We start from the raw sequence: 13,664 nt of genomic DNA, 5'->3' as shown, positions 1-13,664 counted from the left end.
GTGAGGCTGGATTATTATGATTATTTCCGGTTATTCGTCTGTTATCAATTACCAGATATTTCATCTCAGAAGAATTGACCTGTGAAACAAAAGATTCCTTTAAAATAATTCTTTTTTGTGTGATTTGATAATTAAAACTTTCATCTGCAGAATATATTTTTGATCCCTCGGAAACCGCTAATATGATCTTGGAATTATTAAATTCACTCTGTGCAGATAAATACTGAATGTTTAAGAAGAGAAAGAGAATGCCTGAAAACCGTATAAGTTTACCAGATTTCCTCATGAAATCTGACATTTTTACACTTTGTAAATTTGAAAGAATAATATTTTTCAATAGATTTGGTTTTCGTTATAAAATTATAAATATTTTTTGTTAAATAGTTATAATTTTAATCAAACTTTGTATCTAAACAAGAAAAATACTTCTAACTAAATCTTAAGTTTTGACAGCAGGCTGCAAAGGAGACCAGAATTTTTTATGTTTATCTTTCTGCGCAAATTCATAGTACTTTGGGGATAAACTTGATGATGATCGTGAAAAAACAGAATATTTCCCTCTTACAATTTTCACCTTTAAATGTTCCATGATGTGAATTACAAATAATAAATTTGAATTTCAAAACCGTTTATCAAACGGCGACAGAGGATTTATCAGGAATATTATTTAGTTTTTTACAGCATTTTAATTATTGCATTACAGGTTAAATGACTAAAAACCCCTATATAAAAACGTATAAAAAAGCATTATGGACAGCGTTTCTTCTGGGAACTGTATTTCTTTTTATCGCTTACAGAATTTCAAGTTCAGAGCTTCCCGATAGAAGAAATACCAGTAAACTTACAGATATTTTAATTCAGGATATCAGGATTGAGAGAGGCAGGAGAAGCAAAACACTGGTTTTTAATTTGAAAAGATATCCGGACATCAATTTTCAGATCGGAGTTGTTGCGTTAGACCAAACGAATGTTGATGATTTGATCACGGACAACAAAACAGGCGATACAGTCACAATGCTATTGGAAAATTCAGAATATCCAAAGTAAAATATTAAAGGAGAAGACAATTCCGTTCCCAGGTAATATTCTGCATTATGATAAAATAAATATCGTTGAAATCAGCAATAAATCGAAGACTTATCGTACGCTGGAAGATTATATCACAGAGTACAGACAAAATAGTTATATTGCAGCCGCATGATTTGGAATATTTGGATTAATGTTAATTATCGCGGCAACGGTCATCTTAGTAAATAGGAGAAATTCCAAACAGGCTTTCAGCTAAAAAAGATAAATTAACTTCAATAACACAAATTTTAATAAAGATATGAAACAAAATATTCCGGTACTTCTTGCCATCTTGTTTTTAACTTCCTGTAATTCTAAAACGGAAGAGAAAAAACCTCAGCTTATCCCAAAGGACGAAAAGGTTCCTGATATTTTAAAACCAAAAGAAACAGAGGTTGTCCAACTTAAAAAAGACATTGCAGACTTCATTCCGGCAGGCTATGTTCTGTATAAAGAAGAAGGTATGGAAGACATCAAAGGCGATCTCAATGGAGACAGTCTGGAAGATGTTGTTTTTCTGATTAAAGGAACTGATAAAACGAAATTTTTTGATCATGAATACCGTGGCAAATTAGACAGAAACCGGCGTGGAATTATTATTTTGTATAACAGAGGTGATGGGTACGAACTGGCAACCAAAAACTACAATTGTTTTTCATCTGAAAATGAGGAAGGCGGTGTTTATTACGCTCCAGAACTTTGGCTTGCTGTCGAGAAGGGAAATCTAAAAATCAATTATGCCCATGGAAGATACGGAAGCTGGAGCTATACTTTCAGACATAAAAATGGTGATTTTGAAATGATAGGATATGATTCTGATTACAACCGTGGACCGGTTCCTCAAACCATAACGAGCATTAATCTTTTAACAAAAAAGAAACTGACACGCGATAATCTCAATAAAGATGATGATGGTGAAAACTATGTTGAAAATTTTAAAGACACCTGGGAAACCATAAAAGTTGACAGGCTTTTAAAATTATCAGAAATAAAAGATTTTGATGAGCTGGAGTTTTAGTTTAAATCTACAACTTTCATTACCATAGACTAATTCGTATGAGTCAATTGCTCGTCATAGAAGCTTATAGCATCATCAATTACCGAAGTGATTCTTGGGAAATTATTGTAACGTTCCCCAAAAACTTCCAGTCCTGTAAACTCTGTAGAGATATTGCTGGAAAACGTGCTTGTCATGCTGATCGTTCTCAAAACCTGACTTACCTGAATCAAAGTATTGATTTTACTGTCAACAGATAACTGCGGTGAAAGCTGTTTTCTTAAACCTTTCAATTCATCCAGCTGCTCCTTAGTTACCTTTTTTTTCTTCTTTCCCATGGGGTAAAATTACATCATTTAAGAAAGTGAAATTTTTATTTAATGTTAACAAATTGTTACAGGTTTTATTTTGTGAGTAAAATGTTGGAAATCATTACTTGTCATTTTAAAATTTGTAATATATCAAATCAGCTAATTAAAATTTAGCTTTATAATTAGAGGTGATCAATCTAAAAAAAACTATTTACCCGAACCCATCGCCAGCCTCTTCAACATTCCTTTAAATATCAAACCGTGAAATGGGAGCACCGAAAACCAATACAGTCTTCCCCAAAGTCCTTTTGGTCTGAACACAGCTTTCTGCCAGAGTTTTCCTTTGTATAATTTGAACATCAGCCAGGCTTCTCCCGGAAGTTTCATTTCTGCAAAAAGAATCAGTTTACCTTCTTCCCTGCTGGCATAAATTACACGCCAAAAATCCAAAGCATCGCCTTCATGCAGCTGCAAAGGATGCGTTCTTCCTCTTCTCAGACCCGGGCCACCAACCAAAACATCAAGATATCCTCTGATTTTCCAGAGACTCTGTCCGTACCAACCATTTTTTCCGCCCAAACCGAAAACGCGGTCAAGGCATTTTTCGCGACCGTCGTATTTTTCACTTCTTATGTCTTTGAAACAGCCAAAATGCGGAACTTCTATAAAATCTTTAAGCGAAGAATCGTTTCTGCTGCTGATGAAACTGTCTTTCCAACTTGATCTGATTTCATTCGCCTGAATTTTTGCCATCGTCCTCTTCAAAGCTTCTTCATAGGAGAATGGTTCCACTCCTGTAATTCTTTTTATTTCTGATAAGCTTTCTTTATTACAAACCACTTCAATCTTCATACTCCCTACAAGCGAACTTGCAAGACTGTAGGTGGTGGAAGTGATAAAATAAAGCCAGTATGAAGACAGTTTCGGAGTCATTACGGGCAGCGTAATTATCGTTCTTTTCAATCCCCGTATTTTTGCGAAGCCGAGCAGTATTTCTTTATAAGTCAGCACATCATCACAACCGATATCAAAACTTTTGCGGAAAGTTTCTTCTTTAAATAATGTGAAGATGAGAAAATCAAGAACATTTGCGATACCGATGGGTTGACATTTGGTCGTGAGCCATTTGGGAGTGACCATTACGGGAAGTTTTTCTACCAAATCCCTGATAATTTCGAAGGAGGCACTTCCGGAACCAATGATTATACCAGCCCGCAAAACTGTAGTGGGTACTTTGCTGTCAAGCAGAATTTTCTCCACATTAAATCTTGAATTGAGATGTTTGGACAGTTCTTTCTGATTGACCAGTCCGGAGAGATAAATCACATGTTCGCACCGAGTTTCTTCAATCGCAGCAACAAAATTTTCAGCGCAGATCTGTTCAGATTTTTCATATTCCCCGCTTGTACTCATGGAATGCATCAGATAATAAGCACCAGAAATATCATTTGGAATATTTTTTAATGTTTCTTCTTTTAGAAAATCCACTTCCACCACCTCAATTAAATGGTCTTCAATTCCAGAAGGTTTGGAAAAACGACTGACATCACGACTGCAGCAAACCACTTTATAGCCTTGTTCGGTAATTACACTGATCATTCTTTTTCCGATATAACCTGTTGCTCCTGTGAGTAAAATCTTTTTCACGACTGATATTTTTAAATGGAATATATTATACAATTAATATACCTTGTCATTATTATTAGTAAAATATTTTACCAAATCTAAACTTCTGATTGGACTTACTGGCAAAGTCTTACAAGATCAATAAATCCACAAAATTTATAGCATACTATTTGAATAACAGGTTTTAAATTTATTCAGATTAATCCTTAGTCTACACCAATCTTTAAATTATAATACAATGCTAAAAAAAGGAGACCATGTAAAATGGAAGTTTCAAAACGGTGAAACTCATGGAATTATTACCAAAGTTCACACAAAGGACTTCGAATTTATGAAACGCCAGCGTCGGGCATCAGAAGATGAGCCTCAATACGAAGTGATGAGCGAGAAAAGCGGTAAATCTGCTGTGCATAAAGCTTCGGCTTTAAAAAAGACTTAGATCTCTATGGCAAAAAATATTTTAGCGGTGTAAGTTATTTCGTAGGCTTACTGATATCCGTCAAAGTATTCATAAAACTAATCAGCTGCTTCTTTTCCATCTCAGAAAGATTGAGTTTGTCGGCAGGAAGTGTCTGGTTCTTCATGGGCAATCCCAAGCCTTCTCCTCCACCTTCATTATAAAATTCTATTACTTCTTCCAAAGTATAAAAAGCTCCGTTGTGAAAATAAGGTTTCGTTAAGGCAATATTTCTCACGGTCATTGTTTTGAAAGAATTCTCGTAAATCCACGAACTTTCTTTTTTCACACTTGAATTAATCCTTCCCCTGTCATCATCAAGTTCCAGAGGTAAAATTGAAATCGGTCTTTTGGTCACCCCTAAAACTTCAGATTCATTTTCATTGAAAAACGGTGGTACCAATCCTGAAAAGTGAGGTGCAAAATGGCAGGTCGCGCAATTGGCTTTACCCATAAAAAGGTTGAATCCTTTTTTGGCATCTTCAGAAATATCTATTTCATTTCTCATAAAACGGTCAAAATCACTTTCAAAAGAGTACAGTGAAGCCACAAACGAACTCAGAGCCTTGGAAAAATTCTGTTTTGTGATTTTTTTGTCTTTAAATATACTTGAAAAAGATTTTTTATAATTTTTATCTGAGTTTAATCTGGCAACAATCTTTTCATAATCGGTGTCAAACTCCTCTTTATTGTAAATCACGTGTTCCGCCTGTTGCTCAAGATAAAAAGCACGCATATCATAGAAAAACCTTTTCGCAAAAACAGCATTGTAAAGTGACGGCGAATTTCTCAAAACTGTCTTCCCTTCTACATTACTTAATGATTTTGAATTTAAATCGGTGTACGCATTCTCAGGTAAATGACAGCTTGCACAGCTCATTTTACCGTTAGCACTGAAACCTGCGTCATAAAATATCTTTTCGCCCAGATCTCTCAGTTCTTCACTGTCTTCAGAAGGTTTCAATAAAGTATAAAAATACGGATCAAAAAAATCGGCTTTAAAAAAGTTTTTGTTGGAAACATTCCATCCTGAAAAGTTTTTGAGGTCATCCGGTCTGCCATCCCATTTACCCAATTCTTCATACAAAGGCTGAATGAAGTTTTTGTAAAATTCAATACGGTCAAAGGTTTCAAAATCTTTATTTTTTCTTAAGTACTGAATGGTTTGATCTAAAATCTGAATGGCTTTTTCAGTTTTAAAACTTTTAAAATATACATCATCCGTAATATAATTTTTCATTCCAGCAAAAGCGTGAGCAGATTCTTCGGAGGTATTTAAAGATCCCGGCGTATCAAAACCAGTCACTCCCAACGTGTAAATTCTGATCAACTCAATTCTCAGCGGAAGCGTTTTATTTTTACCATTACTTAAACCATTCTTTAAAGCACTCAGATAGAAATTGGCGTAGCTGTTATAAAGGAAATTGGTAATGGTTTTTATTTCTTCCTTTTCATTTTCGGCTTCATCAGAAAAAATCAGTTCATCCAAAACCTGTAAACCTTCCGGAGGCAAAGTATAAGCAGTTGTTCCTGCGGCTTCGATATGAAAAAGCGGTGCTGCATTGAGATGGGTTTTGGTAAATTCCGGATAATGGTAGGCAACAAAAAATTCGATTTCTTTGAATGAATTTCGGGTCTTTCTGATGGTTTTACGAAGTTTTCCGACGGAGATTTTGTTTTCAGAAAAAAGTTCGGCATCGTTTTTCAGATATTCGAGTTCGATTTTGAAATTGGTAAGACCTTTATTGATGAATGTATTTTCGGTTTTTAAACCTTTATCTGCATCATTAAAAGACATGGAAAATAATACAATCAGAATAGCGGGAATAAGTAAAAAGTAAGATCTCACGATTTTTTTAGCCGCAAATGTACCTTCTTTGTTTTGCTAACATTTTAACGATAAATTAAATAATGTTTACATTTCGTTTACATCAATTTTAGTACTTTTAGAAACAGAAAAATAAACATTATGCTTAATCAACTTGCAGCTTCGGAACTTATTCTCAATGAAGACGGAAGCATCTATCATCTAAATCTTCTACCGGAAGATATTGCAGAGAAAATTATTCTTGTTGGCGATCCCGACCGTGTAGCAAAGGTTTCAAAACATTTCGACAAAGTAGAAATAAAAAAAAATAAAAGAGAATTTTATACTCATACGGGAATTTTAAGAGGCGAAAGAATCACCGTGATGTCCACAGGAATCGGTACCGAAAACATTGATATCGTGATGAATGAGCTGGATGCTTTGGTGAATATTGATTTAAAAAAGAAAGAAATCAAATCTCAAAAAACTTCACTTCAACTTTTCAGAATGGGAACCTGCGGAAGTGTAAATCCCGACGTGGAAGTAGACAATATGCTCGTTACCCAAAATGTAGTTGGTCTTGACGGACTGATGAATTTCTACAAAGATTATCAGTTTGAAAATGAATTTTCAAAGAGTTTTTATGAAAAATTCCCTTACGAAAAGATAAAACCAATGCTCTATTTCTCAGAATGGTCTGAAGAATTGGGCGAGCTCTACAAAGACGCAAAATACCACGGGAATACTGCAACTTTCCCTGGCTTCTATGCACCACAAGGCCGACAATTGCGTCTACTGGCAACAGACGAACAATTTTTAGAAAATTTAAACGATCTTGGCATCACCAATTTTGAGATGGAAACATCTGCTATCTATGCTTTCTCTCAACTTTTGGGTCATAAAGCCATTACCGTAAACAATGTAATTGCCAACCGACGAAGAGGAGAATTTTCTAAAGACCATCACGCTTCAGAGCAAAATCTGATTGAATGGGTTTTGGAAAGGGTTGTGAAATAATTTTTTAATTCCAAAATAAAATCAGCCAATTCCCGTTCAATATTGAGTGATAAATATTAAAACAAAAACTATGAAATCTAAATTTTTAGGACTTCTTGCCGTATCGTTTGTTCTTGCAACCTTTGGTTTCATTGCAGACGGAGACCGTTTAGAACCAAGTATGATGATGAGATTTACAGAATTTTTTGGAATGACTGCAATTCTGTTTCTCTTGACATCAATGGTTTATTTTCCGTCAAGTTATGCTTTGAAGTATATTAGGAAAAACTAATTTAAAAAGCTGGTTTCAAGAGCCTGTTTGAATTTTATCAAAATTAATTTCCCCGACCCTAAAGGGAGTTAATTTTGATGAAATTTTCAAACAGCAGATTTAAATAAAATAAAAAGGATTTCAAAATTTTGAAATCCTTTTTATTATCATGATTACGGACAGTTTTTTTCGTATTCTTTCACGATGTCAATGTACATCTGGGCTTCGTGCAGAAATAACTGCCTTCCTATATATTCCATTCTCCCTTCCCGGTTTCCGTCAATTTCATGAGAAGCTTTTTTCACCTCTTTACGGTAGCTGATCATATCCTCCCGCATTTTTTTTGTAAAAGCTTTATCATATACCCTTGTGCGTAAGTCATCCAGATACTTTGTGAATGCAGGACAGTCTTTACCGGCAACTTTGTAGGCATTCGCAAAATTATCCAGACTTCTTTCTCTGTTGAACAATTTTATGTCAAGAGGCGTAACCGCAAAATTTTCCTGATTATTCTTAAGATAAAATGTGGAGTACGCATACTCACAAGTGCCTTTTACAATTTTATTGCTGCCCGGAGAAGTCTGACAGATAAAATTGGCTTCTCCATAGACATTTATTTTACCTTCATACACCAAAGGCATGTACATCACCTGCTTCAGATCTTTTAAAACGTTATTTTTATCGAAAACCCTTATGGATAAACGTTCGAAAGATGCAATCTCATCACTGTCTTTATCCAGCAACTTAAAACCAACAATGTCTTTAGAATTCATCGTCATTTTCTGACCGTCTTCAGAGGTCTTGTATTCGATCTTCACATTGGTGTTCTGCTCTCCGCCGAAGAAGCTTTTAAAACTGCTTAACTGCGGAAGAGTGATTCTTTTAAACAGTACGGTCATTTTGCTGCCATCAGCTTTGGTAATTTCTACAGGTGCGTAATCACTTTTCTTCTGTGCCGTAATCTGCACTGCGATAAAAAGTAATAGTAAAGGGATGATCTTTTTCATTGATAAGTTTAAGTTCTGTTTTTATAAGAGTAGTTTGAGGTAGTATTGAATTTTATTTAAAGTTATATTGTTTAATTTAAATCAGTTCGGACAGTTTTTTTCGTATTCCCTGACGATACCTCCATAAAAATCCAGGTAGGCCTGAAGCATGTACTGACCTATCAGTTCCTGAGTTCCGTTGTAGCCTAATTTTGCAATTTTGCCGTCTTCATAGGCTTTTTTTCTTACACCCTTGAATCTCTCATTGATTTGTTTTTTGAAATCCTTATCGTCAAGTTTGCTCTGAAAATTATCCATATATTTTTGAAATTCCGGACAGTTTCTGCCTGCATATTTAAAGGCTTCAACCATTTTATCATAAAGTGAGCCGGCAAAAAGTCCCATTTTATCGTAATCTACAGGCATTACGGCAAAATCATCCTTTGCATTTTTAATATATATTTTTGAGTAGACATAATTACAGGCTGCACCTGTGCAAATGGTAAGATTTGAACCGAAGATCTGCAATTTTCCATCATAAAGCAATGGCTGGAACGATCTTTTTTTCTTGTCTGAAACCTGACCGTTTTTATCGATATATTTCATGTCGAGCCTTTCAATGGCATTCACTACATCATCATGGTCATCATAGATTTTTACCAGTTTCACTTCATTTGCTCCAAATTTCTCATCCGCTGACGTTTTCGTTTTTTTATAAACAAAATTGTAGATATCATCTTTATCGAAAAAGCCCGGATAAGTACCGTTTGGATAGGTATATCCTACGAAGAAAGCGTCAACTTTGGAGCCGTCAGCTAAAGTAAATTCAGCTTTGGGAAGATCTTTAGACTGCTGTTTGCCATAGTATTGTTGTGAGAAAAACTGTGCACTGTAAAAGCACATTGCAAGAATAGATAATTTTAGTTTCATTGATTATTAGTAATTTTAAAATTAAAGTTTTCAGAAAATATTTTACGATTCAAACATAAAGAAAAATTATGATTTTATCACATCTTGGATAAATATTTTACGAAAGCTACCTTGGTAATAAAATACCTTTTAACTTTTAATAACAATTTCGCTTAAATGATTATCATTCGGAAAACAATCTTACAAAATTCGGAAAAACCGATTCATTAAATTAAAGGTGAGATTTAAACAATGCAGAATTTTCACTTATTTAAAAAATATTCCTTTACTCCCAGTTTCTTTTTTAAAATTCATTCACTGTCACAAAAAAATGTCCGTAATAAAGACTTGCCGCAGCACCGGAAATATTCGTAACATTAATTCTTATATTGGATGAAGATGTATATCTTGGATTTGAAATGGCAAAGGTAGAGTTCCCTGTAAAATCTCCTGCCGGCGAAACCACGATGCTGGCTCTCGTTGAGCTGATCTGTGCTGCAGGTGGAACTGCAATATCAATTTCCGCAGAACCTCCCGCAGAAAGATTATTGATAGATATGCCTGGATACGCTTCAAAACTCAGTATATTTTTTGTGATGCTTCCTTTATCACCCAGTTTAAACTGTCCGTTCACATCCAGCTTTGCGGAGGTGTTGGGTGTAGACGTCCCAACACCAACGTTAACACCCGAATTCCCCAAAACAATGGCGTTTGGCTGTGCAGTTGCAGATCCGTAACCAATCGCTGTTGAATTTTGCCCTGTTGCAGAAGCTCCTGATCCTAACGCAGTAGAATTTTGACCGTTAGTTATAGTATTATATCCGATAGCTGTTTCACTATTGGAATTTGTTTTAGAATTATAGCCAAAAGAAGCCGACTGAAAACCGGCAGCGGTGGAATTTGCTCCCACTGCAGTACTTTCATTGCTTGTGGATTTGGCATTGTGACCTAAAGCCGTTCCGCTTTGCGAGGCCGAAGTTCCTGTACCCATCTGTACAGAATTATTGGTGCCCAGTCTCCCAGCATAAGTATTGTTCACTTTAAAAATAAGATCGTCATACGTTGCGGTACCGATAGAAAGTGTTGTGGATGCACCTGAACTTAATCCTGAATTGTTTCCGGAAGTACTCCAACCCGAAGATGTTGTGCCGCTTCCTGTGATAGTAGTGCCAGTTGACAAAATATTCCATTTGGAATTGTCCCAGTAATATAGTCCTGCCGGAGTGAAGCCGCCTGTACCGTTGTTCCAGATCAGCAGTCCTGAAGCAGGAGAAGGAATTGTAGTGTTGTCTGTAGATGAAGTAAGTGCAATGCTTGTGAGTAGAAGACCTTTATTGCTGCTGTTGAGATGAAGAATCGATGAGTTATCAGGCGTTGTGGTTCCTATTCCGACCTGAGCGTTGATCATATTTACTGATAAAAGGAATGATGCCGATAAAAGTACTATCTTTTTTTTCATGAGTTCATTTGATTTTTAAAGGCACAAATATATTTAATTATTATATATAAATAAATGAACATAAATCATATTTTATTAAATTTAGACAAATAATATTTTGATTAAATGATTTTATAATGAAATTTAATTATTCAAAATACCGTCGATATTTTATTAAAAACAATCAGAAAGTGTCGTTTGAAGAAATTTGTTTTGGAATTAAATTGAAACAGTAAAAATAAATTATGAGAATTTTAACAATTCCAAAAGTTTTTAGGAATGCTTATTGTTTAAACAAAAACATAACACCTTAAATATAAAATAAAATGGAAAATCAAGATTACAACAAAGCAGAAAACGCAGTAGACAACACCAAAGATTCTTTGAAAAACGCTGCAGACAACGCAAAATGGAAAGTTGAGGATTTAGCAGACCGAGCTAAAGATTATATCAACGAAAGAAGAAATAACGACGAAGAAGCGACAAGCGAAGGATGGCTTGAAAGAGCAAAAGAAAAAGCCGGAGATACCTGGGACGATATTAAACAGGGAGCCAGCGATGCATGGGAAAAAACCAAAGATGCCGCAGAAGATGTGAAGGCAGAATGGAACAAGAAAACGAATTAAAATTCAGTCATATAAATATTTCAAAGAAAAACGATGTCTTTTTTACTAAAGGCATCGTTTTTTATTATGCTTTAAACACAAATATTCGTTACATTTGTGGATTAATAAACATTAAAATACTATGTCATACGGTTTACTTAAAGGCAAGAAGGGAATTATATTTGGAGCCCTTAATGAACAATCAATCGCTTGGAAAGTTGCAGAAAGATGCCATGAAGAAGGTGCAGAATTTATCTTATCAAACGCTCCAATTGCCCTGAGAATGGGGGAATTGAATGCTTTGGCTGAAAAGACAGGTTCTGAGGTGATTGGTGCAGATGCTACATCTATCGAAGATCTTGAAAAACTTTTTGATGCTGCAACTGCAAAATTTGGTAAAATCGATTTTATCCTGCACTCTATCGGGATGTCTATCAATGTAAGAAAAGGAAAACATTACACCGAAATGAACTACGACTGGTTGGAGAAAGGTTGGGATATCTCAGCAGTTTCTTTCCACAAAGTGATGAGAGTGGCTTACGAGAAAGACTGTATGAACGAATGGGGAAGTATTTTGGCATTGACTTACATTGCTGCACAGAGAACATTCCCTGACTATAACGATATGTCTGACAACAAAGCATATCTTGAAAGTATCGCAAGAACTTTCGGAAACTACTGGGGACAGAGAAAAGTACGTGTAAACACGGTTTCTCAATCTCCTACTCCAACTACTGCAGGAAGCGGTGTGAAAGGTTTCGGCGGATTCATGGGTTACGCTGAAGATATGTCTCCACTTGGTAACGCAACCGCATTGGAATGTGCAGATTACTGCGTAACATTATTCTCAGATTTAACGAAAAAAGTGACTATGCAGAATCTTTTCCATGACGGAGGTTTCAGCAGCTCAGGAGTTACTCAGAAGGTGATCAGCAAGTATGATGTTGAATAATCATGGGTAATGAGTCAGTGATAATAATTAATATTTCAATTATATATAGAATCCGGAACTTTTTGTTTCGGATTTTTTTTGATTTTGAATTAAAAATTTAACCAAATTAAATTCTATAATTTGTTTAAAAAAAACAGTTTCGGCAGAACCACTGCCCTGCCGAAACTTAAAATAAAAATGTTAATATGAAGTGTAGTTTATTTCTTTTTTTGATAAACTCTTACATAATCAATCTCATATTTCTGTGGGAAAATTGAATCATCAATTCCTTTTTTTCCACCCCAAAATCCGCCGACGGCAAGATTTAGAATAATAAAATAAGGCTGATCAAATGGCCATGATTCATAAGTCTTTTCTTTATTTTCATAGGTGAAAAACTTCTGATCATCGATGTAGACATCAATTTTCTCGGGTGTCCAGTCCGCTTTGTAGATATGGAATTTTTCGCTGGTATCTTTTACAAAAAGCGTATCTGTTTTCTGAGTATTGATAATGTGATTGTACTTTTTAGTATGAACTGAAGCATGAACAAACCCCTGATTAAAACCGACGTGTTCCATGATATCCAGTTCGCCGTCATCGGGCCATTCTTTCATATTTTCGCTCATCATCCAGATAGCGGGCCACGTTCCGCGACCTTTCGGTAGTTTCGCACGGACTTCAACAGTCCCGTACTGAAATGAAAATTTTCCTTTCGTTAAAAGCCTTGCAGAAGTATATTGATTCTTTTCCCAGTTTTCTTTTTTGGCTTCAATGATGAGATTTCCATTTTCAACTCTGGCATTTTCAAGACGGTTTTTGGTGTAAAACTGAGCTTCATTGTTTCCGTAACCATCGCCACCCACATCATAACCCCATTTTGTGGAATCAGGTAAGCCTTTGTAATTGAATTCGTCGCTCCAGATTAAATTTCTGCTTGAATCCGGTTTGTTTGAAGCACAATTTAATAATGAGAAAACTAAAGTTCCTCCGATTAGAATTGCGATTGTTTTTTTAAATTTCATGTTTGAATTTTGCTGTTTTTAAACGCAGAGTTTTATTTAAAGATGCCATTGATTTAATAGGTCAATGATGCGACAAATCGCTTATGCTTGAAAATATGCAGGAGCTTAAATCAATTCATTGATTCATTCTTTGCTCCTTAAAATTTTGAGTTATAATATTTAAATCTTTGCGTCAAAAAATTTTAGATTAAGATTATTTTCAAAGTTGTCATGCTGTAAGCATTTCTACAAACATTA

General features: G+C 35.2%; 14 protein-coding genes. 7 read left to right on the top strand and 7 right to left on the bottom strand.

All coding sequences use genetic code 11. The features are described 5' to 3' along the window. Positions 1 to 708 precede the first annotated feature (708 nt). On the top strand, positions 709 to 1,047 hold the full coding sequence (locus NG809_RS00505) for a hypothetical protein (RefSeq protein ID WP_262147124.1): 339 nt from the start codon (positions 709 to 711) through the stop codon (positions 1,045 to 1,047). A 280-nt stretch (positions 1,048 to 1,327) separates the two neighbouring features. Next, positions 1,328 to 2,086: a hypothetical protein gene (locus tag NG809_RS00500; protein WP_262147123.1), complete on the top strand. Its 759-nt coding sequence runs from the start codon at positions 1,328 to 1,330 to the stop codon at positions 2,084 to 2,086. Between the two features lie 29 nt (positions 2,087 to 2,115). Here NG809_RS00500 and NG809_RS00495 read toward each other — a convergent pair whose 3' ends face one another. Beyond that, positions 2,116 to 2,403 carry a hypothetical protein gene (locus tag NG809_RS00495; protein WP_262147122.1) on the bottom strand — a complete coding sequence of 96 codons (288 nt, stop codon included), beginning with the start codon at positions 2,401 to 2,403 and terminating at the stop codon, positions 2,116 to 2,118. 180 nt (positions 2,404 to 2,583) lie between these two features. Then, a complete protein-coding gene (locus tag NG809_RS00490; protein WP_262147121.1) occupies positions 2,584 to 4,023 on the bottom strand; it encodes an SDR family oxidoreductase in 1,440 nt (479 codons plus the stop codon). A gap of 217 nt (positions 4,024 to 4,240) precedes the next feature. On the opposite strand from NG809_RS00490, the gene NG809_RS00485 reads away from it, so the two are divergent. Continuing rightward, positions 4,241 to 4,441, top strand: coding sequence for a hypervirulence associated TUDOR domain-containing protein (locus NG809_RS00485; protein ID WP_262147120.1), 201 nt, complete (start codon positions 4,241 to 4,243; stop codon positions 4,439 to 4,441). A 34-nt stretch (positions 4,442 to 4,475) separates the two neighbouring features. Here NG809_RS00485 and NG809_RS00480 read toward each other — a convergent pair whose 3' ends face one another. Next, on the bottom strand, positions 4,476 to 6,308 hold the full coding sequence (locus NG809_RS00480) for a cytochrome-c peroxidase (protein ID WP_262147119.1): 1,833 nt from the start codon (positions 6,306 to 6,308) through the stop codon (positions 4,476 to 4,478). Between the two features lie 120 nt (positions 6,309 to 6,428). Here NG809_RS00480 and NG809_RS00475 point away from each other — a divergent pair, with 120 nt between their 5' ends. After that, entirely contained in the window at positions 6,429 to 7,283 is an 855-nt protein-coding gene (locus NG809_RS00475) for a nucleoside phosphorylase (protein ID WP_262147118.1), read from the top strand. A gap of 70 nt (positions 7,284 to 7,353) precedes the next feature. After that, complete coding sequence (locus tag NG809_RS00470) at positions 7,354 to 7,554, top strand: hypothetical protein (protein ID WP_262147116.1); 201 nt, start codon at positions 7,354 to 7,356, stop codon at positions 7,552 to 7,554. Between the two features lie 152 nt (positions 7,555 to 7,706). Here NG809_RS00470 and NG809_RS00465 read toward each other — a convergent pair whose 3' ends face one another. The 3 genes from NG809_RS00465 to NG809_RS00455 form a co-directional block, all read right to left on the bottom strand. Further along, positions 7,707 to 8,540: a hypothetical protein gene (locus NG809_RS00465; protein WP_262147114.1), complete on the bottom strand. Its 834-nt coding sequence runs from the start codon at positions 8,538 to 8,540 to the stop codon at positions 7,707 to 7,709. Positions 8,541 to 8,621: 81 nt separating this feature from the next. Continuing rightward, a complete protein-coding gene (locus NG809_RS00460) occupies positions 8,622 to 9,449 on the bottom strand; it encodes a hypothetical protein (RefSeq protein WP_262147112.1) in 828 nt (275 codons plus the stop codon). 283 nt (positions 9,450 to 9,732) lie between these two features. Continuing rightward, positions 9,733 to 10,887 carry a hypothetical protein gene (locus NG809_RS00455; RefSeq protein ID WP_262147111.1) on the bottom strand — a complete coding sequence of 385 codons (1,155 nt, stop codon included), beginning with the start codon at positions 10,885 to 10,887 and terminating at the stop codon, positions 9,733 to 9,735. Between the two features lie 305 nt (positions 10,888 to 11,192). On the opposite strand from NG809_RS00455, the gene NG809_RS00450 reads away from it, so the two are divergent. Both NG809_RS00450 and NG809_RS00445 read left to right on the top strand, forming a co-directional pair. After that, positions 11,193 to 11,492, top strand: a complete 300-nt coding sequence (locus NG809_RS00450; protein WP_262147109.1) for a hypothetical protein — start codon at positions 11,193 to 11,195, stop codon at positions 11,490 to 11,492. Between the two features lie 121 nt (positions 11,493 to 11,613). Next, positions 11,614 to 12,423: an enoyl-ACP reductase FabI gene (locus NG809_RS00445; RefSeq protein WP_262147108.1), complete on the top strand. Its 810-nt coding sequence runs from the start codon at positions 11,614 to 11,616 to the stop codon at positions 12,421 to 12,423. A gap of 197 nt (positions 12,424 to 12,620) precedes the next feature. On the opposite strand, the gene NG809_RS00440 is transcribed toward NG809_RS00445, so the two are convergent. Further along, a complete protein-coding gene (locus NG809_RS00440; RefSeq protein ID WP_262147106.1) occupies positions 12,621 to 13,427 on the bottom strand; it encodes a glycoside hydrolase family 16 protein in 807 nt (268 codons plus the stop codon). Between the last annotated feature and the right edge of the window lie 237 nt (positions 13,428 to 13,664).

The sequence above is a fragment of the Chryseobacterium foetidum genome, from assembly GCF_025457425.1.
Taxonomy (GTDB): Bacteria; Bacteroidota; Bacteroidia; order Flavobacteriales; family Weeksellaceae; genus Chryseobacterium; species Chryseobacterium foetidum.
Note: the sequence above shows the minus strand (reverse complement) of the source record. Positions and strands in the feature narration are given on the sequence as shown.

Bases quoted from the DNA above. Each gene is read 5' to 3' on its own strand.
- NG809_RS00485 (WP_262147120.1), top strand. From the start codon at position 4,241: ATGCTAAAAAAAGGAGACCATGTAAAATGGAAGTTTCAAAACGGTGAA.
- NG809_RS00500 (WP_262147123.1), top strand. From the start codon at position 1,328: ATGAAACAAAATATTCCGGTACTTCTTGCCATCTTGTTTTTAACTTCC.
- NG809_RS00475 (WP_262147118.1), top strand. From the start codon at position 6,429: ATGCTTAATCAACTTGCAGCTTCGGAACTTATTCTCAATGAAGACGGA.
- NG809_RS00470 (WP_262147116.1), top strand. From the start codon at position 7,354: ATGAAATCTAAATTTTTAGGACTTCTTGCCGTATCGTTTGTTCTTGCA.
- NG809_RS00505 (WP_262147124.1), top strand. From the start codon at position 709: ATGACTAAAAACCCCTATATAAAAACGTATAAAAAAGCATTATGGACA.
- NG809_RS00455 (WP_262147111.1), bottom strand. From the start codon at position 10,887: ATGAAAAAAAAGATAGTACTTTTATCGGCATCATTCCTTTTATCAGTA.
- NG809_RS00460 (WP_262147112.1), bottom strand. From the start codon at position 9,449: ATGAAACTAAAATTATCTATTCTTGCAATGTGCTTTTACAGTGCACAG.
- NG809_RS00440 (WP_262147106.1), bottom strand. From the start codon at position 13,427: ATGAAATTTAAAAAAACAATCGCAATTCTAATCGGAGGAACTTTAGTT.
- NG809_RS00445 (WP_262147108.1), top strand. From the start codon at position 11,614: ATGTCATACGGTTTACTTAAAGGCAAGAAGGGAATTATATTTGGAGCC.
- NG809_RS00495 (WP_262147122.1), bottom strand. From the start codon at position 2,403: ATGGGAAAGAAGAAAAAAAAGGTAACTAAGGAGCAGCTGGATGAATTG.
- NG809_RS00465 (WP_262147114.1), bottom strand. From the start codon at position 8,540: ATGAAAAAGATCATCCCTTTACTATTACTTTTTATCGCAGTGCAGATT.
- NG809_RS00450 (WP_262147109.1), top strand. From the start codon at position 11,193: ATGGAAAATCAAGATTACAACAAAGCAGAAAACGCAGTAGACAACACC.